The 14,448-nt window shown below is 41.1% G+C and carries 18 protein-coding genes; 14 read left to right on the forward strand and 4 right to left on the reverse strand.

Annotation, left to right across the window (positions count from 1 at the left end; translation table 11 throughout):
• Nucleotides 1-20 precede the first annotated feature (20 nt).
• A complete protein-coding gene (locus ACQKKK_RS02240; RefSeq protein ID WP_427613755.1) occupies nucleotides 21-806 on the forward strand; it encodes a phosphatidylserine decarboxylase in 786 nt (261 codons plus the stop codon).
• A gap of 54 nt (nucleotides 807-860) precedes the next feature.
• On the opposite strand, the gene ACQKKK_RS02245 is transcribed toward ACQKKK_RS02240, so the two are convergent.
• Nucleotides 861-1,001, reverse strand: coding sequence for a sporulation histidine kinase inhibitor Sda (locus ACQKKK_RS02245; RefSeq protein WP_034311351.1), 141 nt, complete (start codon nucleotides 999-1,001; stop codon nucleotides 861-863).
• Between the two features lie 465 nt (nucleotides 1,002-1,466).
• On the opposite strand from ACQKKK_RS02245, the gene ACQKKK_RS02250 reads away from it, so the two are divergent.
• From ACQKKK_RS02250 to ACQKKK_RS02285, 8 genes are read left to right on the forward strand one after another with little or no spacing between them, the layout of a single operon-like run.
• Nucleotides 1,467-1,988 carry a YqeG family HAD IIIA-type phosphatase gene (locus ACQKKK_RS02250; protein ID WP_061464133.1) on the forward strand — a complete coding sequence of 174 codons (522 nt, stop codon included), beginning with the start codon at nucleotides 1,467-1,469 and terminating at the stop codon, nucleotides 1,986-1,988.
• Complete coding sequence (gene yqeH, locus ACQKKK_RS02255; RefSeq protein ID WP_375166213.1) at nucleotides 1,985-3,094, forward strand: ribosome biogenesis GTPase YqeH; 1,110 nt, start codon at nucleotides 1,985-1,987, stop codon at nucleotides 3,092-3,094. Before ACQKKK_RS02250 ends, yqeH begins: the two co-directional genes overlap by 4 nt.
• Before the next feature lie 20 nt (nucleotides 3,095-3,114).
• Nucleotides 3,115-3,957, forward strand: coding sequence for a shikimate dehydrogenase (gene aroE, locus ACQKKK_RS02260; RefSeq protein ID WP_427613757.1), 843 nt, complete (start codon nucleotides 3,115-3,117; stop codon nucleotides 3,955-3,957).
• Nucleotides 3,951-4,241, forward strand: a complete 291-nt coding sequence (gene yhbY / locus ACQKKK_RS02265) for a ribosome assembly RNA-binding protein YhbY (protein WP_427613758.1) — start codon at nucleotides 3,951-3,953, stop codon at nucleotides 4,239-4,241. The genes aroE and yhbY overlap by 7 nt, the downstream gene beginning before the upstream one ends.
• Nucleotides 4,242-4,252: 11 nt before the next feature.
• On the forward strand, nucleotides 4,253-4,822 hold the full coding sequence (locus ACQKKK_RS02270; RefSeq protein WP_427613760.1) for a nicotinate-nucleotide adenylyltransferase: 570 nt from the start codon (nucleotides 4,253-4,255) through the stop codon (nucleotides 4,820-4,822).
• Complete coding sequence (gene yqeK / locus ACQKKK_RS02275; protein ID WP_427613762.1) at nucleotides 4,812-5,384, forward strand: bis(5'-nucleosyl)-tetraphosphatase (symmetrical) YqeK; 573 nt, start codon at nucleotides 4,812-4,814, stop codon at nucleotides 5,382-5,384. Before ACQKKK_RS02270 ends, yqeK begins: the two co-directional genes overlap by 11 nt.
• On the forward strand, nucleotides 5,384-5,740 hold the full coding sequence (gene rsfS / locus ACQKKK_RS02280; RefSeq protein WP_057218744.1) for a ribosome silencing factor: 357 nt from the start codon (nucleotides 5,384-5,386) through the stop codon (nucleotides 5,738-5,740). Before yqeK ends, rsfS begins: the two co-directional genes overlap by 1 nt.
• Nucleotides 5,737-6,480: a class I SAM-dependent DNA methyltransferase gene (locus ACQKKK_RS02285; RefSeq protein ID WP_427613764.1), complete on the forward strand. Its 744-nt coding sequence runs from the start codon at nucleotides 5,737-5,739 to the stop codon at nucleotides 6,478-6,480. The genes rsfS and ACQKKK_RS02285 overlap by 4 nt, the downstream gene beginning before the upstream one ends.
• Nucleotides 6,481-6,583: 103 nt before the next feature.
• Here ACQKKK_RS02285 and comER read toward each other — a convergent pair whose 3' ends face one another.
• Complete coding sequence (gene comER, locus ACQKKK_RS02290; protein ID WP_427613765.1) at nucleotides 6,584-7,414, reverse strand: late competence protein ComER; 831 nt, start codon at nucleotides 7,412-7,414, stop codon at nucleotides 6,584-6,586.
• Between the two features lie 109 nt (nucleotides 7,415-7,523).
• Here comER and ACQKKK_RS02295 point away from each other — a divergent pair, with 109 nt between their 5' ends.
• From ACQKKK_RS02295 to ACQKKK_RS02305, 3 genes are all read left to right on the forward strand, one after another.
• Nucleotides 7,524-8,159, forward strand: coding sequence for a helix-hairpin-helix domain-containing protein (locus tag ACQKKK_RS02295; RefSeq protein ID WP_427613767.1), 636 nt, complete (start codon nucleotides 7,524-7,526; stop codon nucleotides 8,157-8,159).
• A 77-nt stretch (nucleotides 8,160-8,236) separates the two neighbouring features.
• Complete coding sequence (locus ACQKKK_RS02300) at nucleotides 8,237-8,797, forward strand: ComE operon protein 2 (protein WP_427613768.1); 561 nt, start codon at nucleotides 8,237-8,239, stop codon at nucleotides 8,795-8,797.
• An 18-nt stretch (nucleotides 8,798-8,815) separates the two neighbouring features.
• Nucleotides 8,816-11,122 (forward strand): DNA internalization-related competence protein ComEC/Rec2, encoded by a 2,307-nt coding sequence (locus ACQKKK_RS02305; RefSeq protein WP_427613770.1) that lies wholly within the window; start codon nucleotides 8,816-8,818, stop codon nucleotides 11,120-11,122.
• A gap of 77 nt (nucleotides 11,123-11,199) precedes the next feature.
• Here the strand turns inward: ACQKKK_RS02305 and ACQKKK_RS02310 are convergent, their stop codons facing one another.
• Complete coding sequence (locus ACQKKK_RS02310) at nucleotides 11,200-11,334, reverse strand: YqzM family protein (protein ID WP_081108861.1); 135 nt, start codon at nucleotides 11,332-11,334, stop codon at nucleotides 11,200-11,202.
• Nucleotides 11,335-11,675: 341 nt separating this feature from the next.
• Here ACQKKK_RS02310 and holA point away from each other — a divergent pair, with 341 nt between their 5' ends.
• Nucleotides 11,676-12,689, forward strand: a complete 1,014-nt coding sequence (gene holA, locus ACQKKK_RS02315) for a DNA polymerase III subunit delta (protein WP_427613771.1) — start codon at nucleotides 11,676-11,678, stop codon at nucleotides 12,687-12,689.
• Nucleotides 12,690-12,778: 89 nt separating this feature from the next.
• On the opposite strand, the gene rpsT is transcribed toward holA, so the two are convergent.
• Nucleotides 12,779-13,045: a 30S ribosomal protein S20 gene (gene rpsT / locus ACQKKK_RS02320; RefSeq protein ID WP_034308554.1), complete on the reverse strand. Its 267-nt coding sequence runs from the start codon at nucleotides 13,043-13,045 to the stop codon at nucleotides 12,779-12,781.
• Nucleotides 13,046-13,319: 274 nt separating this feature from the next.
• On the opposite strand from rpsT, the gene gpr reads away from it, so the two are divergent.
• Nucleotides 13,320-14,438: a GPR endopeptidase gene (gene gpr / locus ACQKKK_RS02325; protein WP_427613772.1), complete on the forward strand. Its 1,119-nt coding sequence runs from the start codon at nucleotides 13,320-13,322 to the stop codon at nucleotides 14,436-14,438.
• Nucleotides 14,439-14,448 lie beyond the last annotated feature (10 nt).

Genomic DNA, 14,448 nt, shown 5'->3' on the forward strand with positions numbered 1-14,448 from the left:
ACAATTTGGAGTGGTTTTATTTGTATCAGTCTTTGTATCGCATTCTTATTGAACTGACGAATGGTCGGTTTTCATCAGGTTTATTAAAGCATTTTAGCCAATCTCGTTGGAGCAGGCCCTTGATTTTACTATATGTAAAAACTTTCAACCTTAATCAACAAGAATTTGGTAAGGATTTAAAAGGGTATACGAATCTGCATGAGCTATTTACAAGGCGGTTAAAGGCGGACGCCAGGCCTATTACGGCAGCTCCTTCTGCAGTGGCTTGTCCCGTCGACGGTGTACTCGAGGATTCAGGGGAGATACGCGTTGATAAAAAGATCGTCGTTAAGGGAAAGGTATACTCAATGGAGGAGATGCTCGGGGATGAGCTTTTTTTGGAAAAATACTTAGGCGGCAAATATCTCGTGTTATACTTAAGCCCGAGTCATTACCACAGGATCCATGCACCAATCAAGGGCTCCGTGGTCAAACGCTGGACTCTTGGAAGGAAATCATACCCCGTTAATAAATGGGGAATGAAATATGGAAAAGAGCCTTTGGCAAAAAATTATCGTACAATAACTGAACTTCAAAATGAAGCGGGAAGTCTGGCAATGGTGAAAGTCGGAGCCATGTTTATAAATTCGATCGTCATTACTGATGAATCGGATGAATTGGAAAAAGGACAGGAATTTTCTTATTTCAGCTTTGGGTCGACAGTGGTACTTCTTTTTGAAAAAGGCAGTTTTGAACTTGAAGGAAACATAACCATCCCCGCTGATGTCCGTGTCGGTGAAACAATCGGATTCATGAGACCCGTCTAACTTCAAATAAAAAATAAGAAGGCTGACATTTGATGTCAGCCTATGTATTTCATATTAGAATATTGATCGGATTTTATGTGTTAAGGATCTTCGATGAATTTCCGTTTCTATAAGGCGGATGAAGTCGGTACTTAACTTTAAATTCTGCGCTTTAAAATAGGATTCCAGCAACAGGTCATCAGATAGTTTTTGCATCAGAACGCCATATACGGCTGCTCACCTCCAGTAGGGATTGCGAGGAATAATTTGGTGTTTACTTGCATATATTGATAAGTCTTCCTTGATGTACCCCTACTGTATCAGAAATAAACTTGGAGAACAATCGTTCTGTTATCCACAGATAAAAGTGGATAACCTGTGGTTAAGTTGTTTACAAGGTGAACGAAATGATGCACATCAGTATGGATAATGTTAGTAAAGTTATCCACAGGTTGGATAAATGAAATTTTTGTCGAAATCTTTTAGGAATAATTAGTTCTTTGGGTCTGGTTTACCCGCTAATTTCCCATTCTTTAATAAAAAATGCCTTTCCATATCAGAAAACATACATTATGATGTTTTTTTACCGTCAGACCTTCTTTCCTAATTTTTTTTGAAAGTGAACCGAAATTTCGATATGATGGAGACGGTATATTTTAATGAAAATATAGAGGTGCCAATATGCTTAAATTATTTTTGCCGAGTGAACATGTTAAAAGCATTTTTAATATAGATCCTCAAGAATTGAAAAAAAGAGGGATAAAGGGAGTCATTACCGATTTGGATAATACTCTCGTTGAATGGGACAGGCCAACAGCCACCCCCGATTTAATCAAATGGTTCGACAATATGCGGGATCATGGGATTTTAGTGACGATTGTGTCCAATAATAATGAAAAACGGGTTCGGTCTTTTTCCGATCCGCTTCACATTCCGTTTATCTTCCAGGCCAGAAAGCCGATGGCAAGAGCTTTCCATAAAGCCCGTAAGACGATGGGATTGAAGTTAGAAGAAACGGTGGTAATCGGCGATCAATTATTGACGGATGTATTGGGAGGGAACAGAGGCGGGTTCCATACGATCTTAGTGGTCCCTGTCGCGCAGACCGACGAATTCAGAACGAAGATCAATCGTTATTTTGAAAGAAAGATCATGGCGTTTTTTAAACGAAAAGGAATGATAGAATGGGAGGATCACAATTGAACAATCATCAAGAATTAGTGTGCATCGGCTGTGGTGTGAAGGTCCAGACGGAAGATCCGAAGGAGTTGGGCTTTGCCCCTAAATCAGCACTGGAAAAAGAGAGCATCGTATGTCAGCGCTGCTTTAAATTGAAACATTATAACGAAGTTCAGGATGTGTCCTTAACTGACGATGACTTCTTGAAAATCTTGAATAAAGTAGGCGAAACCGATTCTTTAATCGTCAAAATCGTCGATATTTTTGATTTCAATGGAAGCTGGCTTCCGGGCCTGCATCGATTTGTCGGGAGAAATGATGTTCTTTTGATCGGTAATAAGGTTGACTTATTGCCTAAATCAGTAAAACCGAACAAGTTGATCAATTGGATGAAGCAATCGTCCAAGGAATTGGGGCTTAACCCGATTGATGTCCTGCTTGTCAGTGCGGAAAAGGGAAAACACATCCTTGAAGCGGCTGATGCGATTGAGCGGTATCGCAAAGGTAAGGATGTCTATGTCGTGGGCTGTACGAATGTAGGTAAATCGACTTTCATCAACCGTCTTATAAAAGAAGTGAGTGGTGAAGGTGATATCATCACGACATCCCACTTCCCAGGCACAACCCTGGATATGATTGAAATTCCTTTGGATGATGGACAGGCTTTGATCGATACACCAGGTATCATTAATCATCATCAAATGGCTCATTATGTGGACAAACGGGACTTCAAGGTGATTATGCCGAAGAAGGAAATCAAGCCGAGAGTGTACCAACTGAATGAAGGGCAGACGCTATTTTTCGGTGGATTGGCTCGGCTGGATTATGTCTCAGGAGGAAGGCGTTCACTCACTTGCTACCTTTCGAATGAATTGAATATCCACCGTACGAAATTGGAGAATGCCGATGAATTGTATAAAAACCATGCCGGGGAATTATTGACGCCCCCACGCCCTGAACAAATCGAGGAGTTTCCGAAGCTGATTCCACATGAATTCTCCTTGAAAGATGGTAAAATGGATATTGTGTTTTCTGGTCTTGGCTGGGTTACGGTCAATGAGCCAGGAGCGAAAATCGTTGCACATGTCCCTAAGGGTGTCAATGTGATCGTTCGTAAATCATTAATCTAAATATAGGGGTCGTCTAGTCTATGAAAAAGATATATGGGGTAATGGGAGATCCAATTGCACATTCGATGTCCCCGGACATTCATAATGATGCATTTGAAAAAGAAAATATAGAAGCGGTTTATCATCATTTTCATGTGACGAAAGAAGCTTTGAACGATGCTGTAAAAGGCATGAAAGCCCTTGGTATAGAAGGATTTAACATCACGATTCCTCATAAGACTTCAATCATCCCTTTCCTTGATGAAGTGGATGAACTTGCCCTGGCAATCGGGGCTGTAAATACGGTTGTTAACAAAAATGGTCGGTTTATAGGGTATAATACAGACGGAAAAGGATTTTTTAAATCTTTATGCGATGAAATATCAGGTGACATTAAGGCTAAAAAAACGTTAGTGATCGGAGCGGGCGGTGCTGCGCGTGCGATTTATTTTACTCTTGTTAAAGAAGGGGTAAAACAAGTTGATATTGCAAACCGGACAAAGGAAAGAGCGGCCCAGCTTGTTTCTGATTGCCCATATGATAAAATATCGAAGGCACTCTCGATTATCGAAGCGGAAGAAAGCTTATCACAATATGATTTAATCATCCAAACGACTTCATCTGGAATGAGTCCGGAATTGGACCATTCACCGTTGAAGGTCGACCAGCTTAAAACCGGTGCAATCGTCAGTGATATCATCTATAACCCTCTGCAAACCAAGCTGCTGCGTGAAGCGGGGGAAAAAGGGGCGGTAACGCAAAATGGTCTGGGGATGTTCATCAACCAGGCTGCGCTCGCATTTGAGATATGGACAGGCGTTATGCCGGATACAGCAAGAATGACAGATATTGTCTTGAACAAACTAGGAGGTAACACATGTTAACAGGAAAACAGAAAAGATTTTTACGATCAAAGGCCCATCACCTCAATCCAATTTTTCAAGTTGGTAAAGGCGGGGTCAATGATAATCTCATCAAGCAAATTGGTGAGGCGCTTGAAGTACGTGAATTAATTAAGGTCAGCATCCTGCAAAACTGTGAAGAGGACCGCAATGATGTGGGACGTTCTTTATCAAAAGGTGCAAGAGCGGAATTGGTTCAGATTATCGGCAACACAATTGTGCTGTATAAAGAATCAAAAGAAAACAAACAACTTCAATTACCTTAAGGAACCTATCTATGAAAAAAATTGGAATTCTTGGCGGTACATTCAATCCTCCACATATTGGGCATTTAATTATAGCGAATGAAGTGCTGGATGCTCTTGAGCTAGATGAAATTAGATTCATGCCAAATCATGTTCCTCCCCATAAGGAAAAATCGGAGGAAGTAACCGATATGGACAGGTTGGCTATGTTGGAAAACGCGATAGCCGGAAACCCATCTTTTTATATTGAAGGTATTGAAATAGAAAGAAAAGGCACATCTTATACGTATGATACGATAAAATTGCTGAAAGAACTTGAGCCGACCAATGAGTTCTATTTCATAATTGGCGCAGATATGATAGAGTATTTACCGAATTGGCACCGTATTGACGAGCTGGTGAACATGGTCAATTTCGTTGGGGTGAAGCGCCCCGGTTATAATGAAAAGACTGTATACCCAATCACGATGGTGAAAGTCCCTCAGATGTTCATTTCCTCTTCCATGATACGGAGGAAGCTAAGAACGGGGAAAACCGTGAAATATTTAATAGCAGATCCAGTGGTGAAGTATATTAAAGGGAATGGTTTATATGAATCGTGAAAAAGCGTTGATGCTGGTCAAAGAACAAATTACCGAGCGCCGGTACATTCATACATTGGGCGTGGTCGGATCAGCGATTGAACTTGCTGAACTGTATGGTGCCGACGTCAAAAAAGCGGAATTGGCAGCAATTTTCCATGATTATGCAAAATTCCGTCCAAAAGAGGAAATGAAGCAAATTATAATCGCTGAAAAAATGGCTCCGGAGTTACTTGATTACGATATGGAGCTGTGGCATGCTCCAGTCGGGGCTTTTCTCGTGAAAAAGGAAGCTGGTATCACTGACGCTGAAATATTGGATGCGATTGCCTATCACACGTCTGGCAGGGTTGGCATGAGCCTTTTGGATAAGGTCATATACCTTGCTGACTATATTGAACCGGGACGTTCTTTTCCTGGAGTCGACGAAGTCAGGCAGACAGCAAAGCGAAATTTGGATCATGCTGTCATTCAGGCTTTAAGGAATACAGTTGTTTTTTTAATGAAAAGAAATCAGGCAATTTACCCTGACACATTTAAGACATATAATGATTTGATCATGAATTTGAAGGAGAAGATGTAATGACTGAACGTGAACTTCTTGTAATTGCAGCAAAAGCGGCAGATGATAAAAGAGCGGAGGATATCGTAGCATTGAATATGCAAGGTATTTCCCTAGTAGCGGATTACTTTTTGATCTGCCACGGTAATTCTGAAAAACAAGTACAAGCAATAGCTCGTGAAATGAAGAGCAAAGCTGATGAATCAGGAATCAATGTAAAACGTCTTGAAGGCTTTGACGAAGCGAAATGGGTGCTTGTGGATCTTGGCGATGTAGTGGCCCACATCTTCCATAAGGATGAAAGAAACTATTATAACCTTGAACGTTTATGGGGAGATGCACCTTTTGAAGATCTGGAGAGTGAACTGACTCCATGACTTATGAACGCTTTGCCTATGTATACGATGAATTGATGAAGGACGCACCCTATGAGAAATGGCTGATGATCCTTACGGCGAAGCTGGAACAGTACGGAATTGGTGGAAGGAAAGTCCTGGATTTAGCTTGTGGAACCGGGGAAATGACCGTTGAATTGGCACAACACGGATTTGAAGTCACCGGCGTGGATTTATCTGATGAAATGCTTCTTGTTGCCAATGAAAAAGCGGTGAAGCTTGGATTATCGATTCCACTTTTCCAACAGAATATGGCAGAACTCGAGGGACTTGGTCAATTTGACTGTGTCACGATTTTTTGTGATTCGCTGAACTACCTTCGCGACGAGGCGGATATAGTAAAAACGTTCAGCAGGGTTCATGAGCATTTGAAGGATGGCGGATTATTCTTGTTTGATATCCATTCGATTTATAAAATGGAAAAAATCTTTCATGATAATACGTTTGCTGTCAATGATGAGGAAGTATCCTATATATGGGACTGTTTCCCAGGTGAAGAACCTTACAGTGTGGAACATGATTTAAGTTTTTTCGTGAGGGACGATGAAAGTGGTCTGTACGATCGTTTTGATGAGTTGCATTATCAACGGACCTATCCGGTTGAACAATACAAAAAGTGGTTGAAGCAAGCAGGTTTTACGGTTTCTGAAATACTGGCGGATCTTGAAGAAGCACCGCTTGTAACGGAAACTGAAAGAATCTTGTTTGTAGCAAGTAAATGAATCAAGAGGTCAAGATTCCCGTTCGTACATCCCTGTACGAGTCGAGGATCTGACCTCTTCTTTTTTTTATTTTTAGAAGGAGATGAGGTGTTTATTACGAATATTAATAAGGATGGCCGAATTGTTTTTTGACTTCGTGAAGATCTTCTGCAAACTTTTCATGTGTCGCTTGAAAAAGATGATGGAACATTTCCCCGGTTTCAGCTTCTAAAACCTTGATCCCCTCACCCGTTATTCCACCCTTTACACAAACCTTTTCCTGCAAGGTCGGCAATGTATAAACTCCTTTACCAAGCAGTTCCCCTAAGCCAACCAGCATGTTCTCAGTCAAAGTCGTAGCGGTTTCTTTATCAATCTTCGTCGTTTGGCATGCCGCGTCAATAAAAGCTTGTGCTAAATAGCTAAAGAAGGCAGGACCGCAGCTGACGATGTCGGAAGCTACCCGGGTAATATCATTTTCAATGATGACCGGTGCCGATATGGCGGAGGCCAAATCATATAAAGCAGCCTTTTTTTCATTACTGCAGTCATTGCTGAAACTCAGTAACGATACCCCTGAGCCCACACGGTTCGTTATGCTGGGGATAAAACGGGCGCAGGGGGCATCCACTGCCGATGCGAGCTGGGAGACTGAAACAGGGCTTGTAATGGAAATAACTAGTTGTTCACTTTTTATATGGTGTTTGATGCCCTGCAATAGGCTATCTATTTGTAATGGTTTTACACAGAGAAAAATAAAGTCCGCTTGCTGGACGATTTCGGCAGCGCTCTCCGCAACCTTGATACCAGGGTGTTTTTCTTTCAGCACCAATGCTTTGGAAATTGTTCGATTTGTAATGATTAGATCAGCCGGATTCAATATTTTTGCCTCCAGCCACGCCTCGATTAAAATGGTCCCCATATTGCCAGTTCCGATTACACCGATTTTCTTCAATGCCGATCAACTCCTCTCAATTAAGCGATTGATTCTCCTAGAAACCCTATGTATTTTTAATCTGTCCTATTCCAATGTATTGTGTCAAATCTAGCAAGGAGGAAGAGAAATGGAAAAAATTTTAAAAAACAAAATGGCGATGATTACCGTTGCGGCGGTATCTGGGGCAGCGGGAATTTACTTTTTTTTGCAACAAGGGGAAGGTCCGGTTGAAACGGAAGATATATTTGCTGTTACGGCAAATGAAGATAAAATCGAACAAAATAAAAATGAAACGGATACCGAACCTGTAATCATTAAAGTGGATGTTAAAGGAGCGGTAAAGGCCCCAGGCTTATTTACGGCCCAGGCAGGTGACCGGGTAATCGATTTGATTACAGAGGCGGGCAGTTTTACGAACAAGGCCAATAAGGATAAAGTGAATTTTGCTCAAATCGTTGAAGACCAAATGGTCATCTATGTACCGGAAATAGGTGAAGAAGACAAGGGAATCTCGGAGGATATACAAGTCGGTCCGGCTGGTAATGCCGCTTCTGGAGGGACGTCAGGGAGACAGGTGAACTTGAATACAGCTACGCAGGAAGATTTGGAAACACTTACGGGAATTGGACCATCCAAAGCGATTGCGATCCTGGAATACAGGGAAAAAGTGGGGAAATTCAAGCAGGTCGATGAATTGAAGAAGGTATCGGGAATCGGCGATAAAACGTTTGAAAAGTTACAGGATTCCATTTCGGTGCAATGAATGATTGAATTTGCTACACAAATGGACAGGAAGAGGGTAAAATTGAAGAAAATCATTCTAGGGTAAGGGGATACAACATGAACAGGATTAGTTGGGATCAATATTTCATGGCGCAAAGCCATTTATTAGCTTTAAGAAGCACATGTACACGCCTCGCTGTAGGAGCGACAATCGTTCGGGATAACCGGATCATTGCGGGAGGATATAATGGGTCCATTGCAGGAGGGACGCACTGTATTGATGATGGCTGTTATGTAATTGATAATCATTGTGTCAGAACGATACATGCTGAAATGAATGCACTTTTACAATGTGCGAAATTTGGAGTGCCTACTGATGGGGCAGGAATATATGTGACCCATTTTCCATGTCTTCAGTGCTGTAAATCACTCATCCAAGCTGGAATCAAAGCTGTTTATTATGCGGAGGATTACAAAAATCATCCATATGCCCTGGAATTATTTAAACAAGCTGGTGTCAAGACTGAAAAGGTCGAATCGAAAGGGGCAATAGATGTTAATGGAAAAGAAAAAAAGGACTTTGTTTTCTCGTTGCTAGCTCAACTTGAACGAACAGGTCTGGGAAAAGAAGCTGTATTGGAGCTGGAAAAGCAGGCCAAACAGATATTTGACAATTAAATCGGACGGGAGGCAGGCATGGCTAGACACCTTATCTTATTAGCTGTTTCAGCCACATTTGGGGTTTCGGCCCATTCATTTTTACATGTAAGGCAGCTGATCATTATCCTTATTTTTCTCTGTTTCCTTTATTTATCGGTCGGGTTGAGCGTTAAGGTCATTAGCTTTCATTTAGTGATCATGGGGATTTTCTTAGGTGCTGCCTCCGTCTCCGATCATCGGAACAACACTGCGTATCATGGAACGGAAAGCCGATTTATCATCACATTTACCGATCAACCGAATATTGATGGAAATTCATTAAAAGGATTCGTTGGCAGTGAGAAAGGCGAACGGCTAATGCTTCGTTATAATATCACCTCCGAACAAGAAAAGGCAAAGCTTAGCCAGCTTCTGCGAATCGGTTTATCATGTCCGGCCGAAGGGAAATTGCTAGTTCCCGACAAAAATAGAAATGAAAACAGTTTCGATTACCAGCGTTATCTTTTACGCCAAGGCACCCATTGGATATTTAAGGCTGATTCCATTTCATTTCAAGAATGCCAAGAGGTTGGAAACTCGATTGTCGTTTCGATTCGTAATTTGCGAATGAAGGGAATCACGTATATTAGTGAACATTTTCCGGAAGAATCGAGCGGTTTTGTTACAGCTCTCATATTCGGCGACCAGACATATATAGATGAAGTCGACCTTACTAATTATCAGCGGTTGGGTCTGGTTCATTTACTGGCGATTTCCGGTCTTCATGTAAGTTTTTTAACGGGGATGTTATTTTATATTGGCATCAGGGTTGGAATTACAAGGGAAAATATGATGGTGGCCATCCTGATTTTCCTACCAGTTTACATGATACTTTCAGGTGCTAGCCCATCAGTGGTTAGATCGTGTTTAATGGCTATGTTTTTCTTTTTACTCCTGCTGTTCAAAAAGCGAATCTCGGCAGGTGCCACAATTGCATCGGTTTATATGGCACTGTTGTTTTTTAAACCTAATATGCTCTATGATATAGGTTTTCAGCTTTCATTCGCAGTCACTTTCTCCATTATCATGTCTTCAAGCATTTTCTTCCAATACCCGCAAAAAACGATGCAGCTATTCATCATCAGTTCCATATCCCAATTGGCTGCTCTTCCAATTTTACTTTTTCACTTTTTTGAAGTATCTTTTCTTGGCGTGTTCTTGAATGTATTGTATATTCCTCTTTATTCCATCATTTTGCTGCCATTTTCACTGATTACCCTCTTTATTCATTTATTGCTGCCTTCTCTGGGGCAACCCCTCATATCAATATTAAACTTCACTTTCATACTCTCTAATAAAGCCGCGGATGCGGTATCGGATTTGCCCCTTGCATCCATTACGTTTGGAAAACCGCCTTTCATCATGATGGCATTACTTGTTATTTCCCTTTTAGGGTTATACCTGACTTGGGATGAATCTTTTGAAAAAAGTAAAATCTGGTGCGGAATCATAATTGTCCTTTTGCTTTTTCAATATAATTTACAAAGGTTCTCACCTTTTGGTGAAGTACAAATAATCGATGTCGGACAAGGCGACTCCATTTTAATTATCCTGCCATTTAACCGCGGTAATTATTTGATTGATACGGGAGGGCAAATTACATTTCCAATCGAAACGTGGGCAAAAAAGAGAAAGAAATTCAATACGGCGGATGATATCATTATTCCATTATTGAAAAGTAAGGGAATCCACCACTTGGACAAGCTGATTTTAACTCATGCGGATTCAGATCATATGGGAAGTGCGAAGGAATTAATTGAAAATTTCAAAGTAAGGGAGATCGTTATTGGAGACTGGAGTGAAGAGCATTATCGGGATTTGGATTTTGTGTCCATTGCAAGAGATAAAAAGATTAAAATGACGGTTACGAAGAGGGGGGACCAATGGGTAGTAGGCGAAGCTGCGTTTTCCGTGCTAAATCCATACCAAAAAGAAGAGGATAAGAATGATGCCTCCATAGTTCTATTCACAGAGCTTGGGGGATTGTCATGGCTATTGACTGGAGATATGGGAGAAGAGGGGGAAAGGGAACTGTTAAGCACATTTCCGCAGTTGCAGGCGGATATCTTGAATGTTGGTCACCATGGCAGTAAAACATCTTCTTCCACGCCCTTCCTTGAACAGCTACAGCCGAAAGCTGCGCTTATTTCAGTTGGGAAGGATAATCGCTACGGTCACCCTCATGGGGACGTAATTGGAAATCTGGAGGGTAATGACATTAAAGTGTTCAGGACGGATGAGGATGGATCGATTATTTACAAGTATTACAAAAGTAAAGGAACCTTTCGGAAGATTCTTCCATAGTATGTAGAAAATCAATAAGAAAGAGACTGCAACGGCAGCCTCCTTCAGGAAAAATAAGTGCATGAAAGTAAATGAAATCAGGATCCGACAGCTTTAATGACGACAGCTATGGTGAACATGGCGGCGAAAAATACAAAAGAACCGATGAATCCCATAGCGGAATCAGCGACGTCATCTGTTTTTGATTGGACATTCTTTTCGAATTCGTTCATTATTTACCCCTCCTATTTCTGCTAATAGTATAAAACATTACCAAAAAAAAATCTACAGGCTACATTTCTTCTTTCCTTTACTGACAAGAGTTGTCACAAATAGTTTGGAATTTTGAGGTCAAAATAAAAGTACAAACAAAGCAAGCGAAAAAGAAAAGCTCGATTTTTGTTCTACATGAATACTTTACCCGCTTTCAAGGGAGATTACCCGGGCCTTTCTTGAAAGTGTTCATATAGATCCGGAATTAGCCCTTTAGAGGGCTAGTTCCCTTTATAGCTTGTCAAATGGTCCATCCACCTATACCATTAGAGAAGAATACATAAAAAAGAGGCGGATTCTATTGGTATTAGACGTATGGAAAAGTATAAAAAAAGGGCAATTCGCGCCAGTATACTTGTTATATGGAACGGAGGCCTATCTAATTAATGAAACGAAGCAGCTATTGATCGAGAACGTCCTTCACGACGATGAGATGGATTTTAACTTTTCTCAATTTGATTTGGAAGAGACGCCTGTTGAAACAGCGCTTGAAGATGTTGAAACCCTCCCGTTTATCGGGGAAAGGCGTCTTGTTTTCATGCAAAACCCATTTTTTTTGACAGCTGAAAAAACGAAGTCAAGAGTTGAACATAATGTGAAAAGGCTTGAAGCATATTTGGCTGATCCTGTTCCCTATTCTATTGTCGTGTTGACCGCACCTTATGAGAAACTGGATGAACGGAAAAAAATTACCAAGGAACTGAAGCGTAAAGCGGTTCTCGTTGAGGCAAAGAAGCTTGGTGATCATGAATTAAAGGGATGGGTGAAGGAGCGGGTCGCAGCCTCTTCCGTCCAAATAGATGAACAAGCTACAGAGCTTTTACTTGAACTTGCAGGAACGAATCTGATGATGCTAACGAATGAACTGGATAAAATGGTGCTTTATGCAGAAGCTGATAAACACATTACGGTCGAGGTAGTGGAAAAGCTGGTCGCTAAATCCCTTGAGCAGAATATCTTCACGCTTGTTGATCATGTCTTGCAGCGGAAGATGGAGAGTGCAATGACGATCTTACACGATCTTCTCAGGCAAAATGAAGAGCCGATCAAGATCTTGAGTGTTATGGCGGGACAGGTCAGGCTAATGTATCAGGTGAAAGAGCTTTCACGTCAAGGCTATAGCCAGCAAAAAATTGCAGGACAACTGAAGGTGCACCCTTACAGGGTAAAGCTGGCACTTGAAAAGACGGGGAAATTCCAGGAACGCGAGCTGTTGAGCATCATGAACGACTTAGCAGAGGCGGATTATAAAATGAAGACCGGACAAGCAGATAAGGCGATAACACTTGAATTGCTGCTCTTAAAAATTAGATGATAAAAAAAGGTGGCAGAAACCCTGTCACCTTTTTTAAACAAAAAAACATGCACAAAAAAAACGATCCAATTGGATCGTTTAATTTTTCATTATGCGTTAAGAGCGTTAAGTCTTTTCGCTAAACGAGATTTTTTACGGGCTGCCGCATTTTTATGGATTAATCCTTTAGATGCAGCTTTGTCTAATTTCACAGCAGCTGTTAATAGAGCTTCTTTAGCAGCTTCAACGTTTTCACCAGCTAATGCAACTTCAGCATTTTTCACTGTAGTACGCATAGTTGATCTAACAGTAATGTTATGAACGCGTTTTTTGTCGTTAATTTTTACACGTTTAATAGCAGATTTAATGTTTGGCATTCCGTTCACCTCCTACAAAGAAATCGAGATTATATGAACTCGACTTTTCAAATCCATATCAAATAGCACAAGTGATATTCTATCAGACTGCTCATAAATATGCAATACTTCAGATTGAGAATCGAAAAGGAATTATAATTTCAGAAATAAATTCATCTCGTCATGGTTCATTGTACCAAAAAAATGAATAATAAAAAAGCAAAAACGACAGAATGTTTAAGAGAGACTATGAAAATTACTAGATTAGATACAATTCAAACATCAGGAGGCCGTTATGGAAAATAATTTGGACCTTAGTGAATACGGAATTCGAACAGATTTGGCGATTGAAGCAAAGGAAATTGCGCTTGAACATAAAGGTGTTGTTGAGGAAGTGGATGTATCCCGTATCGAAGGGGTCATTATTAAGGAAAAAGAAGTGGACGATCTGAAGGTATCCTTAGTCGAGGTCACGGCTGAGGGGGAAAAAGAAATCGGTAAAAAAAAGGGCAGCTATTTGACCATTGAAGTCCAGGGGATCCGCCAGCAGGATACGGAAACCCAGCAGCGAGTTGAAAAGGTGTTTGCCAACGAACTGGCTTACTTCTTGCAACGGAATAAAATCACCAAAGATAGCAGTTGTTTAGTTGTCGGACTTGGTAATTGGAATGTTACTCCCGATGCTCTAGGGCCTGCTGTCGTTGAGAATCTTGTAGTCACGAGGCATTTGTTCGAATTGCAGCCAGAGTCCGTCAAGGAAGGCTATCGCCCGGTCAGTGCGATTTCCCCCGGTGTGATGGGGATTACGGGAATCGAGACGAGTGACATCATAAAAGGGGTCATCGAAAAAAGTAACCCTGATTTCCTTATCGTCGTTGATGCCTTGGCTGCCCGTTCAATCGACCGTGTGAATTCAACGATTCAAATTACGGATACAGGCATCCATCCAGGCTCTGGTGTGGGAAATAAGCGAAAAGAATTGAGTCAGGATACATTGGGAGTTCCTGTTATAGCAATTGGAATACCAACCGTAGTAGATGCCGTATCAATTGCCAGTGATACGATTGATTATATATTGAAGCATTTTGGCAAGGAATTGAATGAAGGGGACAGACCATCACGTTCATTGGCACCCGCTGGATTCAGTTTTGGAAAACGTACAAAGCTGACCGAAGAGGATATGCCAGGTGAAAAGGAACGCCAAACCTTCTTGGGGATGATAGGTGTCCTCCCTGATGAAGAGAAACGGAAATTGATTTATGAGGTGCTGTCACCACTTGGCCAAAATTTAATGGTTACACCGAAGGAAGTGGATGTTTTCATTGAGGATATGGCCAATTTGATAGCTAATGGGTTAAACGCAGCCTTACATAATTCAATAAATCAAGAAAATACCGGTTACTACACCCGTTAAATCATTTTAA

It is taken from the genome of Peribacillus sp. NPDC006672 (assembly GCF_050274955.1).
Lineage (GTDB): Bacteria > Bacillota > Bacilli > Bacillales > DSM-1321 > Peribacillus.

What these genes read in the sequence shown, in the direction of transcription:
- ACQKKK_RS02245 (WP_034311351.1), bottom strand. Translation starts at nt 1,001, where the DNA reads ATGCAAAAACTATCTGATGACCTGTTGCTGGAATCCTATTTTAAAGCG.
- ACQKKK_RS02250 (WP_061464133.1), top strand. Translation starts at nt 1,467, where the DNA reads ATGCTTAAATTATTTTTGCCGAGTGAACATGTTAAAAGCATTTTTAAT.
- aroE (WP_427613757.1), top strand. Translation starts at nt 3,115, where the DNA reads ATGAAAAAGATATATGGGGTAATGGGAGATCCAATTGCACATTCGATG.
- yhbY (WP_427613758.1), top strand. Translation starts at nt 3,951, where the DNA reads ATGTTAACAGGAAAACAGAAAAGATTTTTACGATCAAAGGCCCATCAC.
- ACQKKK_RS02270 (WP_427613760.1), top strand. Translation starts at nt 4,253, where the DNA reads ATGAAAAAAATTGGAATTCTTGGCGGTACATTCAATCCTCCACATATT.
- yqeK (WP_427613762.1), top strand. Translation starts at nt 4,812, where the DNA reads ATGAATCGTGAAAAAGCGTTGATGCTGGTCAAAGAACAAATTACCGAG.
- rsfS (WP_057218744.1), top strand. Translation starts at nt 5,384, where the DNA reads ATGACTGAACGTGAACTTCTTGTAATTGCAGCAAAAGCGGCAGATGAT.
- ACQKKK_RS02285 (WP_427613764.1), top strand. Translation starts at nt 5,737, where the DNA reads ATGACTTATGAACGCTTTGCCTATGTATACGATGAATTGATGAAGGAC.
- ACQKKK_RS02295 (WP_427613767.1), top strand. Translation starts at nt 7,524, where the DNA reads ATGGAAAAAATTTTAAAAAACAAAATGGCGATGATTACCGTTGCGGCG.
- ACQKKK_RS02300 (WP_427613768.1), top strand. Translation starts at nt 8,237, where the DNA reads ATGAACAGGATTAGTTGGGATCAATATTTCATGGCGCAAAGCCATTTA.
- ACQKKK_RS02305 (WP_427613770.1), top strand. Translation starts at nt 8,816, where the DNA reads ATGGCTAGACACCTTATCTTATTAGCTGTTTCAGCCACATTTGGGGTT.
- ACQKKK_RS02310 (WP_081108861.1), bottom strand. Translation starts at nt 11,334, where the DNA reads ATGAACGAATTCGAAAAGAATGTCCAATCAAAAACAGATGACGTCGCT.
- rpsT (WP_034308554.1), bottom strand. Translation starts at nt 13,045, where the DNA reads ATGCCAAACATTAAATCTGCTATTAAACGTGTAAAAATTAACGACAAA.
- gpr (WP_427613772.1), top strand. Translation starts at nt 13,320, where the DNA reads ATGGAAAATAATTTGGACCTTAGTGAATACGGAATTCGAACAGATTTG.